General features: G+C 48.4%; 15 protein-coding genes and 1 tRNA gene. 7 read left to right on the top strand and 9 right to left on the bottom strand.

The window, feature by feature from the left end; all coding sequences use genetic code 11:
- Positions 1–7 precede the first annotated feature (7 nt).
- The 3 genes from SPIBUDDY_RS04670 to SPIBUDDY_RS04660 all read right to left on the bottom strand — a co-directional run bounded on the left by SPIBUDDY_RS04670 (position 8) and on the right by SPIBUDDY_RS04660 (position 2,147).
- Entirely contained in the window at positions 8–1,108 is a 1,101-nt protein-coding gene (locus SPIBUDDY_RS04670) for a BMP family lipoprotein (RefSeq protein ID WP_013606605.1), read from the bottom strand.
- Positions 1,109–1,194: 86 nt separating this feature from the next.
- Entirely contained in the window at positions 1,195–2,004 is an 810-nt protein-coding gene (locus SPIBUDDY_RS04665; protein ID WP_013606604.1) for a Cof-type HAD-IIB family hydrolase, read from the bottom strand.
- Positions 2,005–2,074: 70 nt separating this feature from the next.
- A tRNA-Pro gene (locus SPIBUDDY_RS04660) sits at positions 2,075–2,147 on the bottom strand.
- A gap of 172 nt (positions 2,148–2,319) precedes the next feature.
- On the opposite strand from SPIBUDDY_RS04660, the gene SPIBUDDY_RS04655 reads away from it, so the two are divergent.
- The 5 genes from SPIBUDDY_RS04655 (at position 2,320) to SPIBUDDY_RS04635 (ending at position 10,655) form a co-directional block, all read left to right on the top strand.
- Positions 2,320–3,897 (top strand): SurA N-terminal domain-containing protein, encoded by a 1,578-nt coding sequence (locus SPIBUDDY_RS04655; RefSeq protein ID WP_245523812.1) that lies wholly within the window; start codon positions 2,320–2,322, stop codon positions 3,895–3,897.
- 90 nt (positions 3,898–3,987) lie between these two features.
- Positions 3,988–5,061: a metallophosphoesterase gene (locus SPIBUDDY_RS04650; RefSeq protein ID WP_013606602.1), complete on the top strand. Its 1,074-nt coding sequence runs from the start codon at positions 3,988–3,990 to the stop codon at positions 5,059–5,061.
- A 24-nt stretch (positions 5,062–5,085) separates the two neighbouring features.
- Entirely contained in the window at positions 5,086–6,126 is a 1,041-nt protein-coding gene (locus SPIBUDDY_RS04645) for a DUF2804 domain-containing protein (protein WP_013606601.1), read from the top strand.
- A 126-nt stretch (positions 6,127–6,252) separates the two neighbouring features.
- Positions 6,253–8,121 (top strand): DEAD/DEAH box helicase, encoded by a 1,869-nt coding sequence (locus SPIBUDDY_RS04640; protein WP_013606600.1) that lies wholly within the window; start codon positions 6,253–6,255, stop codon positions 8,119–8,121.
- An 86-nt stretch (positions 8,122–8,207) separates the two neighbouring features.
- Complete coding sequence (locus SPIBUDDY_RS04635) at positions 8,208–10,655, top strand: efflux RND transporter permease subunit (RefSeq protein WP_013606599.1); 2,448 nt, start codon at positions 8,208–8,210, stop codon at positions 10,653–10,655.
- On the opposite strand, the gene SPIBUDDY_RS04630 is transcribed toward SPIBUDDY_RS04635, so the two are convergent.
- The gene (locus SPIBUDDY_RS04630; protein WP_013606598.1) at positions 10,545–11,765 is read right to left on the bottom strand and encodes a glycosyltransferase; all 1,221 of its coding nucleotides are present in this window, start codon (positions 11,763–11,765) and stop codon (positions 10,545–10,547) included. The genes SPIBUDDY_RS04635 and SPIBUDDY_RS04630 overlap by 111 nt on opposite strands.
- 36 nt (positions 11,766–11,801) lie before the next feature.
- Here SPIBUDDY_RS04630 and SPIBUDDY_RS04625 point away from each other — a divergent pair, with 36 nt between their 5' ends.
- Both SPIBUDDY_RS04625 and SPIBUDDY_RS04620 read left to right on the top strand, forming a co-directional pair.
- Positions 11,802–12,989, top strand: a complete 1,188-nt coding sequence (locus SPIBUDDY_RS04625; protein ID WP_245523811.1) for an MGDG synthase family glycosyltransferase — start codon at positions 11,802–11,804, stop codon at positions 12,987–12,989.
- A gap of 24 nt (positions 12,990–13,013) precedes the next feature.
- Positions 13,014–14,162 (top strand): glycosyltransferase family protein, encoded by a 1,149-nt coding sequence (locus SPIBUDDY_RS04620; RefSeq protein WP_013606596.1) that lies wholly within the window; start codon positions 13,014–13,016, stop codon positions 14,160–14,162.
- 5 nt (positions 14,163–14,167) lie between these two features.
- On the opposite strand, the gene SPIBUDDY_RS04615 is transcribed toward SPIBUDDY_RS04620, so the two are convergent.
- The 5 genes from SPIBUDDY_RS04615 to SPIBUDDY_RS04595 form a co-directional block, all read right to left on the bottom strand.
- A complete protein-coding gene (locus tag SPIBUDDY_RS04615) occupies positions 14,168–15,973 on the bottom strand; it encodes a hypothetical protein (RefSeq protein ID WP_013606595.1) in 1,806 nt (601 codons plus the stop codon).
- A gap of 189 nt (positions 15,974–16,162) precedes the next feature.
- Positions 16,163–18,187, bottom strand: coding sequence for a hypothetical protein (locus SPIBUDDY_RS04610; RefSeq protein ID WP_013606594.1), 2,025 nt, complete (start codon positions 18,185–18,187; stop codon positions 16,163–16,165).
- Between the two features lie 10 nt (positions 18,188–18,197).
- The gene (locus SPIBUDDY_RS04605; RefSeq protein WP_155816055.1) at positions 18,198–19,028 is read right to left on the bottom strand and encodes a DUF6675 family protein; all 831 of its coding nucleotides are present in this window, start codon (positions 19,026–19,028) and stop codon (positions 18,198–18,200) included.
- A 13-nt stretch (positions 19,029–19,041) separates the two neighbouring features.
- Complete coding sequence (locus SPIBUDDY_RS04600) at positions 19,042–20,415, bottom strand: undecaprenyl-phosphate glucose phosphotransferase (RefSeq protein ID WP_013606592.1); 1,374 nt, start codon at positions 20,413–20,415, stop codon at positions 19,042–19,044.
- Between the two features lie 91 nt (positions 20,416–20,506).
- Positions 20,507–20,794 carry a Trp family transcriptional regulator gene (locus tag SPIBUDDY_RS04595; protein WP_013606591.1) on the bottom strand — a complete coding sequence of 96 codons (288 nt, stop codon included), beginning with the start codon at positions 20,792–20,794 and terminating at the stop codon, positions 20,507–20,509.
- Between the last annotated feature and the right edge of the window lie 26 nt (positions 20,795–20,820).

The following is a 20,820-nucleotide window of genomic DNA, read 5'->3' as shown; positions in this document are numbered from 1 at the left end:
GGGGTAATCAGTCATCCAGTGCTGCAAGCCCTGCCGGAGCAGCACCTGAAGCGAGGGCTTCACGATAGGTCTTATACAGCTTGATCTTGCCGCTGTTGATGTCAGCCTTCGCTGCATCAACCTGCTTGACCACATTCGCGCTGAGTTCAGGATTGGCTGTTGAGTAGCCGACACCGTCGTCGATCATGCCCATCTGCACCACGCCACCTTTATAGGAACCATCTGCTACGGCCTTGAGGACCATCAGAGAGGAGTTCTCCACTCTCTTGAGCATGGAAGTCAGAACCGCACTCTTGGTTCCGGTATAGATGCCATCGGCATACTGGTCGCTATCAACACCGATTGCCCAGACGTTCTTGCCCTGCATCCGATACTCTTTCGCCTGTGCGATGGTTCCGTTTCCGGTTCCGCCGGCTGCACTGAAAATGCAGTAGACACCCATGTCGTACCAGTTCTTGGCCTGTGCCTTTGCGAGCTCGGGCTTGCCCCAGTCGTTGGCATAGTAGTCGTAGATTTGTGCATCGGGGAAAATCGAGCGGATACCCTGAACATAGCCCATCTCAAACTTGGTGATGGTGGCTCCGGGAACGCCACCGATGAAACCGAATTTTGGATTCTTGATGCCGTCTTCCTTCGCCTGCAACGCTGCAGCCATACCTACCAAAAAGGATCCCTGTTCTTCGGAGTAAATGAACTCCAAAACGTTCGGCTGCCCAACCCAGTCAACATCGACAATGGTGTATTTCTGGTCGGGGTACTGGGGAGCAACTTCTCCCAATGCGTCAGCCCAGGTGAAACCCGTGACCATAATCAGGTCATAGCCTTCATCCGATGCCTGTCTGAGGTTCGGAATGTACATGTCCTGGGTCTGTGCAGTCACTACATCGTAGAGTTTGCCGCGGTTGGCGGTATTCTCAACCGTATCACCGTAATATTCGACAATGCCTCTCCACGCTGCTGCGTTGAAGGATTTGTCGTCAATACCGGTTGCGTCGGTCAATAGGCGGATGGTCGGTCTGCCGTCAGAGGCCGCAACTTCCTTGCCGCCTTGGGCGAAGAGCATGGTCGTCATACACACTACAAGTACCAGAATACTCAGTTTTTTCATGGATTACCCTCCTTATGGTTGGTCCGTGATGAATGTACCTGGTATTGTAGCACAACAAAAAGTGTTGTGAATGAAGAGTTTTTGCCCTATTTGGTAAGAATATGGCGTTCTATGGCCAAAGCAACCCCATCTTCGTTGTTTGAAGCGGTAGTGGCATGGGCATGGGTCTTCACCTCATCGCTGGCATTGGCCATGGCCACGGCAAGGCCTGCAATGCCGAACATCGGAACGTCATTCAGGCCGTCTCCGACAACCATGAGATCTTTGGCTGCATGGCCCAAGAGTGAAAGCAACATAGTCAGACTCGATGCCTTGTGCACCCCTTTTGCGGTTATTTCCATGAAGAAGGGGTCGCTGAACCCGAGGTCTGCAGCGTCTCCAACAAGGGGAAGCAAGGCTTTTCTTGCAGCAAGCAATTTCTTCGGCTCCCCTACGATCATCACCTTGGGCATGGGGTGCTGCACCTCTGCAATGAGATCATCCACCTTCCGAATGGGGATGGCATTGTTGTAGGCTTCCAGAAGCACATGCCGATCGGCAGGCATTTCGGTGATGACACCCTCCTTGTCATAGGAAAGGGCCGCAAGGTTCCGTCCCTTTGCATAGGCAAAACAGGTATGGATTGTCTGGACATCCACCGTTTTTTCCCAGAGTACCTCAAGGTTTTTGGTAGAGACCAACTGCCCTCCGTTGTAGGCAAGGATGGTTGCATCCTCACCAAGCAGGCCCAACGTTCTGGCAACCGGTATAATGCCTAAAACCGGCCGGCCGCTGGCAAGTACGATATGCACCCCCCTTTGGTGGGCTTGTTGTACTGCTTCAACGGTAGCAGCGGTTATCTGTTTGGTGCTGGTGGTGAGGGTTCCATCCAAATCCAAGGCCAAGGTGGTATACACTGGATGCTCCTAGTATAAAAGAAACTCCTCATTTCTGTTACGAAATAAGGAGTTATCATGTACTGCTTACTCGGGCAGAGAGGATTTGAACCTCCGACCCCTTGGTCCCGAACCAAGTGCGCTAGCCCCTGCGCTACTACCCGTCAGCTTCACAGCCGAGGTTCAATATACCTATTGGTCCTTTGAATGTCAATACGAATAAAATTGGCTGTTTGTGCTTTTCTACAGCTATTCATTGACAGTAGCTAGGTGAAATGCTATTTTTCATAGGACTGTCCGCACATGCGGAAAATGCACGGGAGAAAGAGGTTTATCATGTCTGCAAACGACAACACAAATGGAAAGAAACCCGAGGATGAGGCAAAAGAGCTCACAATCGGAAAAGCAAAAAAGGATGCGGTAGCGGTAGAGGGCAAAAAAGAAGTTGTTCTCAAGCCGAAACGCAAAATCACCATTGGCTGGGTTTTAGGAATGCTTATCCTAATCCTCATCGCTGTCTCCTTTGTATTGGCTCCCGCAATCGAAGCCTTCGTAGGCAAGAGGACGAGTAATGGAATCGTCTTCGGCAAGTATGGCAAGCAAGAAATAAAGTATGTCTACGGCAATTACTTCTATGACCAAGTCCAGAACTATGCCAACCAGTACAAGTCCAGCGGTACCGACCAGACCCAGGCCCTGTACCAAATCTGGAAGAGTGCGTATGACAGTACTGTGATTTTCACCGCCATCAATGAGCTTGCCACCAAGGCTGGCATTATTGCCGCCGATGATGTAGTAAACCGTGCCATCATCAACAGCGGTGCCTATAACAAGGATGGCAAGTTCGACGTTGAGACCTACCAGAAAGCGAGTGCAGAATCAAAGGCTAACGTTGAGAAGTCAATCCGCCGCTCGCTTCCCTATCAGATTGTGGTCGATGATGTCGGGACGGTTCTCTCTTCCAGTGCCGAGGCAGAATACATTGCCACCATGGCCAGCAAGGGCAGAACATTCCGCTATCTTTCCGTTGACCAGAACCAGTACCCGAACGAGCTTGCTTCCCAGTATGCGCTACAGAACAAGCAACTCTTCTATACCATGGACCTGAGCATTATTTCTGTTGAGACTGCTGAACAGGCCAAGACCGTATACGAATCCATCACCAGCGGGCAGACCACCTTCGAGGCAGCTGCTGTTGCAAACAGCCTGGACAGCTATGCTGCACAGGAAGGCAAGGTTGGACAGCTTTACTACTACGGTATTGTTTCCAATTTCAAGAATGCCGACGAAGCTCTTTCCCTCTTGAGTGCCAAGGATGGCGATGTCATCGGCCCCTTCGAAGCAAATGGCTCATTCACCTTGTACAAAGTCAACAGTGCTGCTGTTGAGAGCGACTATGCAGATGAGACAACCCTTGCTTCCGTAAAGGCCTATCTGGCTGTCAACGATTCTGCTTTGATCGATTCCTATCTCTCCGATCTTGCGAAGAGCTGGGCCGAGACTGCAAAAGCCGAAGGCCTCGACGAGGTAGCTCTCAAGAACAATTTGGAAGTCGTTGCAGTAGGAGCCACCCCATACAACGTCGGAAAGAGCAGCTACATGAGTGATTTCTCCTATACCGATACAGCTGGCATTCTCAGCAGCGCCGCAACCGGCGATGTTGCCAAGCAGATGTATACTGCACAGGCAAACACCCTGCTCGATCCCATCAAGGTGGGAGCCGCTTACCTGTTGCTTGAAGTCGGAGAGGATACCTTGGATGAAGGTATGTCCAGTTATCTTTCAATGTTCTATGACTACTACAGCGGAAGCCAGAACCAACAGGACTTCTCCCAAGCCTTGTATACTTCCGATGCCTTCGAGGACAACTTCCTGACCACCTTCCTTACCGTGGTGCTTGGACAAACCAAATAGGTATTTCTTCTTCCTCCTTGAGAAAGCTGGCATTCGTGCCAGCTTTTTCATATGGAAACGAACCCTGATACGTGCTAGGCTACAGACTATATGAAACGATCAGCCTCTTGGGTTCTTAAAACAGTAGTACTCTCATTGGCCATCCTGCTCATCGCACTAGGGATTGCTACCTATCTGGTTATCATGGGCCTGAACAATACCAGAATCTACCAAGAATTTGATCGACATACCGAGCTTTTTTCTCTTGCCGAGGAAGCTTTCAACCTTGAAACGGCAATCTTTGAACAGAAAGCCTTTTCACTTCCCTACACCAACGATTCGTTTACCATCCTTTGGGGTACCGACTTCCACCTTCGAAGGGGCCCCTTCTCCGGCCGCGATAAAATCTATGCAATGCTGGAAAAAGCCTTCGATGAGACCAACCCTGACTTGACGGTCATCAGCGGAGATCTCCTGTATAGTTTCGACAGCCTGAAAATGCTCACTGAATTTGCCGACTTCATGCAAGAGCACAACCGCGTTTGGGCCTTGAGTTTCGGCAACCATGACGGGCAGCACACGCACGATAAACCGACACTTGCAAACCTTCTGGACGGCTATCCAACAGCCCTCTTCTCTCAAGGGGAAGATTGGGTGGCGGGCAATAGCAATTATCCGATAGTCCTTACCAAGGATGGGCAGGTGGTACAGGCGATAATTCTGTTGGACTCCCAAGACAGCAGGGTCTATGAGGGGGGTGTTATAGCTCCCGATTACCTATATCCCTCCCAGATAGCTTGGTATCGTTGGGTGGAGGATGGCCTTACCAATATTCCACTCTACGCTTTTATGCATATTCCTGTCCCTGAATTCAAGCTTTTATGGGAAAGCGGTACAGCTCTTGGCGTACAGCTTGACAGAAAAGTCAATGTACCGCTTGAAAACTCCGGATTGTTTGAGGCAATGCACGAAATTGGAAATACCGTTGCTATCTTCAGCGGTCACGACCATCTCAACGATTTTTCGGGAACTTGGGAAGGTATCGACCTGAATTATGGAAGAAGTGCAAGCTACGGATCCTACGGTTCAAAGTATCATAGCAAGGGGATCAAAAGCGTCACCCTGTTCTCCGATGGCCGTCCGTATGAGGTCGTCACCTATACGGTTGATACCTGGGGGTTGTAGAATACACAGAAAGGGGGTGTAAGAATGCAGCAACAAATCATCCACGGCCAAGATTTGCTTGACCGGAAAGGGCATATTATCCAAGAAGGCTGGGCCCGCCACCCCTTCTGGCGGTATGAACGCAGCAAAGTCAAAGGCGGCTCTCTCTCCATCAAGGAGTGGGACTACTATGCCATAATCAACCAACAGAAAGGGTATGCTGTTACAGCGACCATCAGCGACTTGGGCTATGCAGCGCTCTTTGCGCTCAGCTATATCGACTTCAATGCCAAGAAGGTCAGCCAGACCGATGCACTGACGTTTTTCCCCCGCGGCTCTATCGGGCTTGCCCCGTCTTCGACACAGGACAGCCAAGTCTCCTGGGCGAATAAAAAACTTCGTCTGGCATTCATCAAACGGGGCTTCGATCGTCATATCATGGTAGCTTGCCCTACGTTGGTGCTGCCCGATGGCACAGTGGGGTTGGATTTCGACATCACCCTCACCCAAGCAGACTCAGCTGACAGTCTGAATATCGCAACCAGTTGGAAGGAACAACGCAAAGCCTTCTATCTCAATGAGAAAATCAATTGTCTCAGCGCAACAGGCAATGTCAGAAGAGGTATGGAAACAGAGCAACTACTCTTAGGTGAAGCTTGGGGGGTTCTTGACTGGGGCAGAGGGAGGTGGACCTACCAAAACACCTGGTATTGGGCAAGTGTATCGGCATTGCTGGAAAATGTACCGTTCGGCCTGAATCTCGGCTATGGTTTTTCCGACCGCTCCCCTGCCAGTGAGAATGCCATACTTTACAACCATGCCATACATAAGCTTGGCGAGGTAGATTTTGTCTTCGATCAGAACAACTATCTTGCACCATGGACCATGCAGGATAAGGAGGGACGGCTCAACCTTGAATTCGAACCCTGTGTCGATCGTTGCTCAAAGACGAATTTTCTGGTAATACAAAGTGACCAGCACCAGGTATTCGGGTATTTCAGTGGAACCTGCATGCTTGACGATGGCACAATGCTGCAACTAAACAGGCTCTTGGGCTTTGCAGAACGGGTCTATAATCGTTGGTAGGCAAATTTCTCTATTTAGGATGTTTCTGTCTTGCAACAAGTTGCGCATTTGTATAGACTGCACTAGCTTATTATGTATATCTCGGTTCACAACCGATAATCCAATCACATATGTATCAGGAGTTCCATGTCAGAGTTAACAAGCTTTGCGGACCTAGGGCTGTCCGCACAAACCATTGCCGCCATTAAAGCGAAAGGTTTCGAAGAACCTACCAAAATTCAGAGCGCATGCATACCTTTGCTCCTCAAGGATCAGGTTGACGTAATTGGCCAGGCACAAACCGGAACCGGTAAAACCGCTGCTTTCGGGCTTCCCATTCTCGAAATCGTAGACCCATCCCTCTACCAGGTCCAAGCACTCATTCTCGCACCTACCCGCGAGCTTGCCGTACAAAACGCAGAAGAGATCAACTCCCTCAAGGGAGATCGAAGACTGGAGATTGCCGCTGTATATGGTGGCGCCTCCATGGAACTACAGCTTCGCAAACTCAGAAGAGGTGTGCATGTTGTAGTTGGTACACCCGGACGTATCCTGGACCACCTCAGACGAGGTTCGTTACACCTTGAGCACCTAAAATTCGTGGTACTCGACGAGGCTGACGAAATGCTCGACATGGGATTCATCGAGGATATCGAGGAAGTACTGAAGCAGACCCCTGCAGAGAAACGTATGCTCTGCTTCTCTGCAACCATGCCCCAGCCTATCCAGCGGTTGGCTGAGCGTTTCATGCATAACGCCCAGGTGGTAAAAATCCAACAGGATACCATGACCAGCAACCTCACCGACCAAATTTATGTTGAGGTGAAGGAGTCGGACAAGTTGGAAGCTCTCACCCGTATCATTGATATGGAAGAGAATTTCTATGGAATAATTTTCTGCCGAACCAAGGTTCAGTGTGACGAAGTGGGCCGAAAGCTCATGGACCGCGGGTACGATGCAGAACCTTTGCACGGCGATCTTTCCCAAAAGCAAAGAGAGCTCATTCTCCACAAAATGAGAGAAAGAAGCATCAGCATCATTGTTGCAACCGACGTTGCGGCACGTGGTATCGATATTTCCGATCTCACCCACGTTATCAACTTCTCACTTCCTGAAGATCCCGATGCCTATATCCACCGTGTAGGAAGAACCGGGCGCGCAGGTAAGACCGGTATTGCCATTACCTTTGTGGCTCCCCGCGAATTTAAGCGGTTCTCCTTCATCAAGAATGTCTCCAAAACCAATATCAGACGCGAATCCGTGCCTGAGGCGAGTGAGATTATCAGGATCAAGCGCGCACGCATCCTCAGTCGGCTCATGGCCATCTCTGATGATGATGCAGAAACCAGTCACTTCCTTCCCATTGCTGAACAGCTGTTGGACGGCAAGAAGCCTGAAATCGTAGTAGCAGCCCTTTTAGATCACTTCTACAAGGATGAGCTCGATGTTTCCAAGTATCAGCACATCACTGGCGGCAGGGATGATCGCAGGGGCGACAGACCCGTACGCGAGGAAGAGAGCGGATTTACCCGTTTGTTCATTGCCCGTGGTCGTAAGGACGGACTGGATAAGCGTCTGCTCGTCGATTATCTCATCGAACAGGTAGGGGCTGAGGACCGGGACATCCAAGATGTTTCAGTTCGTGAGGAGTTCTCCTTCGTCAGTGCTCCCTTGCAGGTTGCAGAGCGCATTCTCAAGACGTTCGGCGAGCAAGGACCGGAAGGCAAGCCCATGATCAGCCGGGCAAAACCGGACAATCCGAACGGGAAGAATCTTTCGGGTAGAACCCGTGATGATAGACGTCCATCCTACTCTGACCGTCCAGCCAGAAGAAGTGACCGTGACGACTACCAGCCGTATGGAAGGGATTCGTACGGTGAAGAACGTTACGAAAGCAGACCTGCAGCCTTGGACGATAGACCAGCACGGGTCCACGGGAAGTATAGTACTTCCAAGACCAAGAAAGGTTCGTTCAGCAAGAAAGGACCCAGCTCCAGACGTCGGTATAACGACTAAAATCATAACCCACTTGGCAATCAAGTGGGTTTTTCTTATGCCAACTCTATGGTATACTTTTTCCCACTATAAGATTTGGGAGTATCATGAAACATAGCCTACTTGTCTTCGCCGGAAAGCACAGCAAATTGACTTTGGCTGTGGTTCTCCTGATAACGGCATTTTTCCTATACCACGCATCTTTTCTGCACCTTGATGCAGATTACAACTCCCTCATGAACGAAACAGGGAAAGGGGTAACCTACACAGGAGGCACGGGGGAGTACAAACCTCAGCAGCAAGCCGATCAGCAAGAGTATAGAGAGGCAATCCCTGAAACAATGGTGCTTGACAGCTCATCCTTGGGGGACTATCTCGTAGCCAGCAACAAGCAAGAAACCATCGCACCTGAAGAAAACCTTGCATACAGCACTTCCTATCTGGTGATGCTGGAAAGCCCGGTCCTCTATGAGGCAGATACGTTGAATCGCATTTCCTCCGTCATGCAAAAACTCAGTGCTACCGGGTATGTGGGTCAGAGCTTTTCCGTGCTTGACTTCGTAACCTTTGAAAAGCGAGGCAGCCGCCTTGTCAGTGTCCCCTTTGCAACCAATTCAGGCCAACAAGCATGGACTGACGAACAAGCCGAGCTTTTGCTCAAGCGTATTGAGAATGATCCGTTGGTGAAGAACTATTTGGTCAGCGAAGATTTGACAAGCATATTGTTCAGCTTTGAATCCTTTGCACTGACCCATCAGATGGAGAATGAACTCTCTGCAATTCTCGATGAGCTGAGGGAAGCCGACATCAAAGTCTCCATCAATGGCGGTGCGATTATTACCAATCGTTTGATGCACTACCTTGGCAGAGACTTGAGCATTCTGCTTACCCTCTGTTTCATTGCCATCCTGACCATTTATTATCTCAGTTTCAAAGCCAAGCGAAGTGTCCTCCTTCCCTTCTCCATGTCAGTTATCGGCATCATTTGGACATTTGGAACGATGCGTTTGCTTGGCTACTCGCTGACCATCGTAAATATTGTCACTCCTTGCATGGTGCTCAACCTAGGGTCCTCGTATGCGATCCATGTCATCGGAGAGTATTATTCTGATTATGCAAAAGGCATGAACCCGGTTCAGTCCACGCAGAAAATCCTGCGTACCATTGTTTTCGCCTGCATGACCACCGTCATAGGCTTTATGAGCCTGCTCTTTTCAAAAACACCAGCGTTGAGAGAATTTGGCATCGCAGTCGGAATCGGGGTCAGCTATTGTGCCGTTCTGGCATCGACGTACCTTCCAGCCATGCTGAACTTGGTGGTTCCTCCCAAACAAGAGCAAATTACAACCTACAAAAAAGGATATCTTGCGCTGTTGGTCATTTCCATCGATCGTGTGGTAAAACGTGCCTGGCCGCTTTTCATTGTGCTGTTCATTCTTATTATCGGTGGGTACGCCCTCACTCGAGACCATATCCCGGTAAACACAAACTACATGTCCTATCTCCCCAAAAAGGATCCCTTAGGCATAACGAGCAGAAATTTCGCTCAAAAAATGGGTGGGGACACCCCCTATCTCATCACAGTGGAAGCTCCACAGGGGGAGAGTCAGTTCTTCTTGAAGAGTGAGAATCTGCAAGATGTGTATGCTTTCGAGCAAGCAATACTACAATCGAGTGACGATGTCCGGCATATCCTTTCCTTTGCTTCCTATGTGGCCTTTGCGAACTCGGTCTACAGCCAGGAGGCAGGTATTCCCGAATCGGATGGCCTGCTCAATCTGCTCAGCCGCATGGTCATTCTTATGAGTCGCCAGGGTCAGGAAGAGATGGGTGCCATCATGAATCCGGAAGGGACCAAACTTACAATAATTTTGCAGAATTATGACGCAAAAGAGCAGGCGCTCGGAACCATCGGCAGTGCCAAACGCATTGAGGATACGGTACTCTCGTATCTGCCCTTGCTGCCCAACGGTACGATTGTGACGCTGGGAGGAGAACCGCATAGAAGCTTGCATTTTTCCAATACCCTGCTTTCGGACCAGTCAAAAAGCACCTACGCAAGCTACCTTCTAGTTTTCTTGGTGGTGCTTTTTGCATTCAAATCTCTTTCTTTCGCCCTGTATGCGTTGATCCCCATTATCAGCGGAGTCATGGCGAACTATATTTTCATGTATTTCTTCCAAATACCCTTCGATATGATCACCGTCAGTTTTGCAGCCATTGCTGTCGGGGCGGGCATCGATGATGCAATCCATTTCTTGATCAGGTATCGGAATAAGCTTGGCATAGACAACCGATCTGTAGAATCACTGCTTTCGGAGACCATTCGGGAGACCGGCAGACCCATCATCCTGACCACGCTCTCTATCGTCGGTGGCATGATGATGTTCCTGTTTGCATCCTACACACCGGTTCGCTATTTCGGCAGCCTCATGAGCATTGCATTATTGAATTGCATGCTGTCTACTCTGTTGATTATGCCTTCGGTCATTCGATTGGTTACCAGGATTCAACGCAGATTCGGTTTGCAGACGGCTACAGATCGAAGAAAGTAAAAAGGCCCATTGTTGTAGATTGAATCGTTCGCTCGCTTCTTTTGCTCTTTCTCCCATTTCCTTGATGCGAGAAGGATTATTGATGAGAGTCGTGAGAATGGATACAAAACGTTTTTCGTCTTGGTAGAGAAATCCACAACCCGAATCCTCAATAGAGAAGCCGAGTGACCCATCCTCACAGAGCAGCACAGGGAGGCCTGAGGCCATCGCCTCTACAAATCCCAAACCCTGTGATTCCCTGATCGAGGAGGAGACAAACAGATCAGAAGCCTGATAATAGCGATGTACCGATTCACAGGGAACCGAACCGGTGAATACAACACGACCTTCCAATCCGAAATCTTTGACCTGCTGTTGTAGACTCTCAAGTTTCGGCCCTCCTCCTACGATGAGAAGACGAGCAGAATCTTCCAATAATGAGAGGAGGAAAAAGGCATCGATGGTGCGATTAACCCGTTTCTCAGGGGCTAGTCGGCAAACGGAAACTAAAACAATATGCTCCTTCTTGAAGAGCAAATCCGAACGCATCCTTGAACGCAGTTCATCGTCAATTCTCAAACCAAACCGCTGTAGGTCGATTCCGCTGGGCAGCACCTCGATAGGCTTTAGTATCCGGTAGCGTTCAAGCATGGCTTTATGTGCTGAGGAAGGACTGATAAGCAAGTCACAATGCTTCACTCTCTGCTTTATGATCAGGGCCATCGCAGTATCCCACAGGGTATGGCGAATACGTTGCTCTGCATCATATCGGGTAAAATCAGTGTGGCAGGTATGCAGCAAGGGTATGTGCAAAGCTTTTGCTATCCGTTTGGCATATCCCATGGAAAAGAACTCATTGTTGGAGTGGACCAGATCGGGTTTCCAAGCAAGAATTTCTTCAAGCAATGGATCCTTGTAGGAGAAGGTCATGTAGGAATCACCAAACGGTTTGAGACGACTCGCTTGCATGTGATACACCCCATCTTGGTAATAGGACTTTTGCCTGTCGCCGATGGTTAAGAGTCGCACTTCATGTCCTTGGAGGGGAAGAGTGGCCATTTCATTCACCACAACCGTGGTCACTCCCGTCGTATAGGGCAAATAGAAATCGGTAGTGATGAGTATCTTCACAACGATTAGCTCCTTGTTGCACTATACTGTGACTTTGTGCAGGATGCAAGAAAGGTAAAAACCCTTGTTGATGGCTTCTTTATTGGGTATGATAGATGCATGCTTGGCACCATGCTCTATGTACATGCGGGGAAAGGCCATTATGTCCCCGCCAAAGCTGTTTCTGACGCAATGGAGCGTGCAGGGCATGAAACATACCTATTGGACATGTTTTCTGTTCTTAAAGCCCCGTTTTGGCAGTGGTTTTGCAAACATGAGTGGCGTTTTATGCTCCAGCATCCACGTTTGGAGCGCATGTATCACCGCTGGATGGATACCCATTTCATAGCATCCCTGATTCGCTTTTTCGCGGTGCGGCTACACACCAAACGTGATTTTTTGCTCTGGTATGAGCAAACCAAGCCGGACTTCATCCTTTGTACCAATTTTCTGGGGGGATCCATCATTGCAGCGATTGCAAAGCAGTCCAATTTGCAGGTTCCAATTTTTATCTATGTTGCCGATGTATTCAACAACCCCAAGGCAGGCTTTCATCAAAAAATAGACCGCATGTTCATCCCGACAAGCTTAGGAGTGAAAAATCTCCTCGCCCAAGGGTACTCAAGTGAGCAGGTTCGCCTTTGCCCCTTCCCGTTGCAGACTTCCATCCAGGCCATGGAAAAACTTACACGCACCCAAGCACGGGAAAAACTCGGCCTTGAGGACCGTTTCACCCTCTTACTCAATCTTGGAGGGGAGGGAATCGGTTCAGCTTCCTTGCTGAAACAGCTGATAAAGAACAAGCTGGCCTGGCAGGTAGTAGTAGTGGGAAATCTGTCGGAAGCGACCAAAAACCGTTTTCAAACCCTTGCAAAGCAACTGCCCCGGATGCGTGTACACACCCCCGGTTTTGTCTCCAATATCGGACTGTACATGCTGGCATGTGATATCCAAGCCGGCAAGGCTGGAGCGAATGCCTTGATGGAATCCCTCTCGCTGCAAAGGCCGTTTATGATCAACGAGCTTCTGCATGCAGCTCGCGACACCAAATCGTTTTTCGATGCATACCAGGTTGGCTGGGTGATCCGAAGCCCTAAAAAACAAATGCTTACCATAAAAACTTTTGCAGAGAGTTCTGTAGCCCAAAACCAGATGCAGGAGCACCTTGCATCACTTCCGTTGCAATTTGACAGCGATCTGTTTGTCAACCTCCTCATCAACGAGGTAAAAGCCCTTGCAGATTGAACCGTTTTCTCCTATTCTTGGTGTATGCATATAGCACTATTGTACGTCGATGCTGGGAAAGGGCATATTACACCGGCAAGGGCACTTTCTGATGCCTTCATTCGCCTTGGCCATACAACGATAATTGAGAATCTGTTCGCCACTGTCGGCGCGCCTATGATAAATTGGATCAGCAAGTACAATTGGCGTCTTCAACTGCATTTCCCGAAAATGGAAGCAAAGGTCAATGCACGAAACGATTCAGTGGCAAATGCCAAGCGTGTGCGCTATGTAGCCACCCACTCCCATGCCGTCAACGATTTCCAGGCCTGGTATGAACAGACCAAGCCTGATGTACTGGTTGTTCCCCACTTTCTTGCTGCTTCCATCATCCAACCGCTCGTTGACTATCTGCATATACCGGTTCCTGTATTTGAGTATGCAGCCGATGTAGTCTTTACCCCGAATCTGGGCATCAACAAGGATCTCGACCGGCTCTATATCTGCACTGAGATCGGTAAGGAGCTTGCCATCCGAGCAGGCCAACCGGAACATACCATCAGGATTTGTCCATTCCCCCTGAAAACTGAATTCATGCTCACCAAGCCCCTTGGCAGAACAGAAGCACGCAGGAAACTCGGGCTGAAGGAATGCTTCACCGTTCTGCTTAATCTGGGTGGGGAAGGTATCGGAACTACCGATTTCCTGGATGAAGTGGTGAAACGCAATTTAAACTGGCAGGTCATCACGGTGGGCGAACTCAGTGCCAGCACCAAGCTGCATTATACTGTCTTTAAGGAAAAGCATCCCGACTTTCCCCTGCATACGCCGGGCTTCGTGAAGAACATCCAAGACTATATGTGTGCGTGCGATGTACAGGCGGGAAAAGCAGGAGCAAATGCGTTGATGGAATCGTTATCCCTGCAACGCCCCTTTCTAATTTCCAGCTTGCTGTACGCAGCCTGGCCGACCAGTATCTTTTTTGAGCGCAGAAAAGTGGGTTGGGTGGAGAACAATGTGGAAAAACAGGTTGATATCCTCCAGGCATACAGCGAAAGCAACGAGCAACAACAAGCAATGCAACTAGCTTTCGACAAGCTGCCGCTCATCTTTGACAGCGATGCGTTTGCCAAGCAGATTCTCTTTGATGCAAAAGAAGTCATGCTAGGTAAGTTCGGCCTCACCCTGAACTAGGGCCACTAGAAATAGAGCTCGAAGCTGACTGACAGTTCCCACTCGACCTGTAACGGCTCCATACGGCCCTGCATTGCTTCATAGACATCAAAGAGGTTCAATCCCAAGGCTACACGCATAGGATGGCTGGGGAAGCGTCTAAGCACACCCCACCCTTCCACACCGGCACTTGCCAGAATGGTACGACCATCCGGTTCTGAAGGATTGCTGAAAACTCCGATATCAAGGAAGGGATTGGCATACGATTTTGCAAATCCGAAATCTATGAAGTCCACGGTCATATTTAAGTTGATGACACCGCCGTAGGAAAGGGCTTCATTTACTTCAACAATTTTGGGTGAGCGTGACAGGTAGCCCCTGAAGTAGTCGGCTACATTCAGGTCTTCATTGGAGGGAAGGAATTTATACTGTACGTTTTCTCCATAGAAACCAGTCAACCGGATGGATGGGTTGAACCGCCATACAATAAACGGAAACCAAGTGGCACTACTTTCCATATACCAATAGGTTTTATGTTCATATTCTGCTTGGGGATACTCACGATAGACATGCTTGAAGGAGAAAATCAGACCTCTTCTGAACTTATGCAGATTGGAGAGGTAGTTGATGCGTCCGCCATTGCTGAGCGTGTTCACATATTCGAAATAGTGCTGGAGGGGATTCTGGCTATAAATAAAGTTTAGAGCTCCTGTGAACGATGTCCCCCAGGTCAAGCCAAACGGCAGGGGAAAACTCGTTCCTACCGTGGAACTAAGCAATACGTTGTCTACATATTCCGATGCTAATGCCTGATTCGTTTCGACTCGTATGTCGAACGAGAGAGGCCGGGTGAAGAGCTTCAGGTCGTGCTGGGAAAGAGTGGTTTCTGTAGTGAAATTGGTGATGTTATTTTCCCATTGCACCAATGAGCTGAGGGTATAGAGGCCTTCGTTCTGATTGAAGGGACCGTAACTGAAGGAAAATCCATAGAGCGTTGGATCGAGTACGGAGAAGTCAGTTGCAGGTTTGAGGTCAGCCCAGGTAGCCAGATTGACATGTGTCCCGAAGAGGTTCAAACCTATCCAACTGACATCATAATTAAAGGTTTGGGCTGAGGCTGTAGGGTCAAAAACACCTTCGGTATAGAAGTTCAGTCTTGTTCCCATCAGATTGATACCCGTCCAGTCAAGGTCGAAGTCATAGGTTCCCATGGGCTTGTCGCGTTTCTGCCGCTCATAGACGAAATTGAGGCTGATGGAAGTGTCAAGGAACGTGAATTTGGAGATGTCGAGTTCAACATGGTCTTCCCGATTATCCCAACTCTCCAGCGTCCCATCATTTTGGGAAATATACCCGGTAAAGTTGAGCTCTCCGAGGGTACCAAGCAAGTTGGTATCCTTTGCTTTCGCACCGAATAGGAACCCAGTATCGTCATTGTCGAATTTCGGGTAAGGAAGCACAATCAGCGTCTTTGAATCTTCCACATAGTAGGTGACCGTATAGTACGCCACCCCATCATTGAAGGATGCCACACGATAGTCATAGCTTACGTTGAGAAACAATTGCTTGTTTACCAGGGTCTGTCGTTTGGCATCGAGGGCTGCAATAAAAGCGGATTCAGACGTATATAAAACATCACCATCAGAAGGGACGATGGCGTTACGAAGGGCATATTTGGTGGTCTTTCCCTTAACGGAGAACTCATAGCCGGCAATTCCGTATCCAGTCACTTGATCGGTTGTAATCAATGGCTCACTGGCAAAAACAACTCCACCAAAGCTAACCAGGAAAACAAGAAAGAAAAAAACAACCTTTTTTCTCAGATTACCCATATATCCTCATTCTGTGTACATACTATTACTATATGGCAAGATATATCACTTCCATTGACATTGTCAACAAAAGAGCAAGCCCTACCAAAATACGAGCACATAGTGATATACAGCATAATCCAAGAAGCAAGCCACTACGTTACAGTTTTAAGCAAAATAGGGAGAATCTTTCAATTCTCCCCTCTTGTTTCAATAAAAAATCTTCACACCCACCTGCACGACATGATTGAAGGTAGGATTCTGCCATGCCCCAAAGACGGTGCCAAGCCCATCAAAGCGTTCAGCTGTGGTACTCTCATCAATCGGTCTTTCCCAGTCTGCAATGAACCGGTAGGAAGCAGACAGAGAGATGGGCATTCCATCCAGTTTCTTAGATGCTGAGGCCAGAACAGAAAGGGTGTGGTTGAATACATGATTCCAGAAATCCTTTTCTGGATACTGGTCATCGATGGCATAGAGCATGAACTGGTCGATCGAGTATCCATATTGGCCGCTGCGTGCCTGATACTTGGCCTGCAGTTGTGTTGTCCAACCCTTGGGGAGTCCAAGATCCAACTGGACAAGGAACTCCTGGGAGTTGGGCTGCAGCGGATACCCAAGGTTCTCACCCTTGTTCACATAGGCGGTTTCTGAATAGGTTTCGTAGATGAGATACTTATCCCCTTCTTTTTCAATCATGGTACGACCGTCTTTGGTCAAGGTATAGGTACCATTACTGTACCATTCTGCACTAGTAAGATTTATAGTTTCTGCATCATCAGGCCCTTTAGCAGCGAGACTAATATTGGTTCCATCATAGGTAACAGTACGACCGGTATCAGTAATTATGACAATTGGCTCAGTAAGATTAGTTACAGGACTACCGTTTTCGTATTTAGTATCCACATACCCCGTCAACTTCCTCAATGGATAGTGCGTATACACAAACGGCCCGATATACGTCCATTGGAATGTCAATGAGGAGAAGGATCCTATGGGAAGAGGCACTACCACACCTGCCTGGAAGGCAAACATATTCCTGGGTGCCTTGAGCATGGTGATGGGGTTGCCTACCACGTTCATTTCATTCATGGCCATCGCACCGTAGATGCGGGCCTTGGAAGGGAGCGTCAATGAAGCATCGACACCGGCAAACAAATCATCGATGTCACCCATGCTGTTCTGCTGGAACATATAAATAGTTGCAGGATTGAGATAACTCAACTCAAAGCGTTTCTGCCACACAGTAGATTCAAAAATTGAGAAGGTAAAGTTCTTACCGAAATCGAGTTCGACACGATGAGCACTGAAATTGTTATCAAAACGATAGTTTACCCTATCTTCCTTCGATCCAAAATAATCAGAGAAAAAGGGAGTGCCATCAATAGTATTAAGTGAGAACTTACCCAAGGAACCATTCATAACCGAGAAACGGAACCAAGGAGTCAGCAGCAATTGCAGCTCTAGTGCATCAAAACTACGGGCATCGGAGGAGAGAATCAAATTGTTCAGTCCCGGACCCCAATCACGCTTGAGCGTGCCCCACCGTAATTGCAAGGCCCCGTCGAAAAAGGAGCCGGTTACCTCAGGCGTAAGCGTAAGGCTTGTATAGAGGTTGTCGAAAGGAATTGACCATGCCGTTCGGCCTCCTTCAAGCATCAATAAGTAGAAACCTTCACCGGGGATAGTAAATTCAGAAGGAAGGAACACTCTGTTGTTCAGGTGGTCGAAAACCATACCGAAATCCATATTGAAGGAGATGCTAGGGCCAATATCACCCTTCAGGAAAGCTACCACCCCATTTCTGGAATCATATTCACCTTTCTGATTCAAGCTGATCGTCTGCTGTGAAGCCAAGGTTATTCCCATAGATGCGCCAAGCTGTTTATCAGCATCATAGGTTCTCAGAAATCCAGTGGAAAAAAGTTTGTCGGCATAGGAAGGAGCTGTCCCATAGGTTTGATTCAACTGGCTAAGAAGCCCTGCAATCTCCTCCGCTTCCCCGCTTTGAAGAGAGCTTGGTTGACTGGCAATCTCTTCAAGCAGGGCGATAACCTTGCTTGCTCTATACGGTTTGACAGCCAGCTGATTGTCTATCAAACCTCTGATTTGTGCTACTTCAAGTATTCGATACACCCTATGGTCGACGGGTACAGACGTATGCATCGCTGCTGAAAGAGAAGAAAGAGTCAAGAACAACAAGCCTAGTACCAAGAAACCGCGAAATCGTTTCATATCTATAATCCTATTCAATTTCAAGAGTATTGAGTTGGCTAATGAACCAGTTCTGTAGCGCAACAATTCGACGTCTGAATGCCGAAGGAAGGTCGACTGTCAGGCCCAGAACGGAAACTTCAGGCTTGCGATCGCGTACACTGGTAAGGGCAACCAGCAAAAGCCCCTCATCCAACTGGTACGTTCCCATATTGATGGACAACTGCCCCGCCTTCACTGCAGTAAACAAGCCAAGTACTTTCAAAGAACTGATATTGCTGATTTCAACAAAAATTTCCTTGTCGGTATTGGTATAGGTGTGAAGATATCGGTTGCCGCCAAAGGAAGAATCCCTCTGATAGACATAGCTTTGTTCTGTAAACGGAAATACCGTTGCCACAGGATCAGTTACCAGCTTATTCAAATTCTTGGAATCTTCCATGTAGGAGGACTTCTCGATGAGAACTTTCTCCTTGTTTCCAGCGCGCCATGAAATATAGGTCAGACCTTCCTGAGTGGAAATAGCCCTGATGGCATTAAAAACTGCCAGTTGACGTTCTGATGGATCCATTGCTTTCAGCTTTGGCCCATAGGGGATGTAGCTGACCGCCCCGATGGAAAATCCACTCTCTTCCTGTTGTGCCAACTCTGCACGTTTGGAAGCCTCTGTACCCTGGACGAAGAATTGGGCGATTTTACCCCCATCGAGGGTACGGCCATAGACCATTTCCCCAGCATCGAGGGCCTGATATTCAGCCTCCGATAAAAGAGGAAGTGCTTCTCGAACCTCAACGGATGAAGCAAAAAGCCCGGCCAAGCTCAGCAAACAGAAAAACAGCACCACGAGAAACCGTTTATTCATCAAATTCTCCACATCAATATGCATTTTCATTAACAAAACCTCTGAAGAACGTATACAGCACAATCTTCAGATCAAAAAGCATGCTCCAGTTTCGGATGTAGAAGAGATCAAACTCAATACGCCTTTCAAGCGATGTGTTGCCTCTCCATCCATTAACCTGGGCCCAGCCGGAAATTCCAGCCTTCACCCGATGGCGCATCCGGTACCCGGGAATCTCAGAATTGAACTGTTCCACCAATTCCGGGCGCTCGGGTCTGGGACCGATCAAGCTCATCGAGCCGCCGATAACATTAAACAATTGGGGAAGCTCGTCAAGACTGGTCTTGCGTAGGAACTTTCCAATTCTCGTCACTCTCGGATCATTCTCTTCCGTCCAATGAGCGGTTCCTTCAGCAATATCGTTGCGCATACTCCTGAATTTGTACATGGTAAAGATTTTCTCGTCCCGCGTCACCCGTTTTTGCTTGTAAATGACAGGACCGGGGGATGAAAGTTTCACCAGTACAGCGAGCAATAGAAGAATCGGAGAAATCAGGGTAATGCCGATACTGCACGTCACGATATCGAACAAGCGTTTGGCGATCCGCTGAAACGCGCCGATATCAGCTGCATTCAAGGTAAACATGGGAATCCAACGGAAGTCAGAAATCTGCGTACCGATATACGACTCCGGCAGAGAGGGAATCAGGACCACTTTCTCGTTGAGCAGGTCCAAACCCTGGGCTACCATGGCTTGCTGTTTCTCATACTCACTGCCCGGGTACGAAATGACCACCAAGTCAGGCTTCGTCTGCTCTACTGCAATACGAAGCGATTCAGCCTCTAGCTGCCTTGCCCCCCCGATTGCAATCCCTTGTCCATCGAACTGACCAGCCAAGTTAATCCCAAGAATACTCTTGCTATGCAGCGCACGTTCATAGTTTTGCAGGTTTTCACCATACCCGACCAAAAGTATCCTTCGGTTATACTTTCCTTTGCGGTAACAGCTCATGATATAGCTAGAGATAATGGTTCTTTCGGTCACTAAAAAGATCACAAGCAGGATGAAATGCAGACCGATAGCTAAACGGCTGACCTTCTGTATAAACACAAAATAGAGCGTAATTACCAACAACAAAAAACCTTCGAACGCGCTTATCATCAGTTTATTGGTTTCTTTGCGCCAGGAGTGCTCTAGGTCCTCTATATACAACCCATTCCGGCTGATGAAAAAAAGCGTGTAGGACACGACTAGGATAGAAACCTGCAAGAACATCGTAAATGAAGCCCGAACACCTCCGGGTATGATAAAAAATCTTAAATATCCTGCAAGCAACCAAGAAAGAAGTATTGCCAAAGCATCACTAATCAATTTTAAAGCTAGCAACGAACGTCTCGAACTCTTCATATCAATATGGAACCTTCTTCATACACGCTTGGAGATATCGTTAACCATGGTATCATATACCACTGGATTGAGGAACTCCTTATTCTGGCTCCTAGATATGGAGATGGTCATCGTAGCGGTCACTGAGCAGCCGCTTGCAATACGAGTCCTTCTGTTTCAAAATCTTGGAGCCCCTGGTAATCTTACACAGTGAAATACCATAGGAAGCGGCAATTTCACGCTGGGGGAGACCGCGATAGAGATCCTTCATCAGGTTCCATCTGAGCAGCAGATCCTTTCTCTCATTCGGAGTCAACATTTCCTCAAGCAGTCTCTGCATATCCTGTACATCCGTAGTAGAAGCAAAAACCTTGATCAAGTCCTCATAATTTGTATCCATGTCTCCTCCCGAGCTCTGCATCAATA

The organism is Sphaerochaeta globosa str. Buddy (assembly GCF_000190435.1).
Lineage (GTDB): Bacteria > Spirochaetota > Spirochaetia > Sphaerochaetales > Sphaerochaetaceae > Sphaerochaeta > Sphaerochaeta globosa.
The sequence above is the reverse complement of the archived record's forward strand: the minus strand, read 5'-3'. Positions and strand labels throughout refer to the sequence as shown.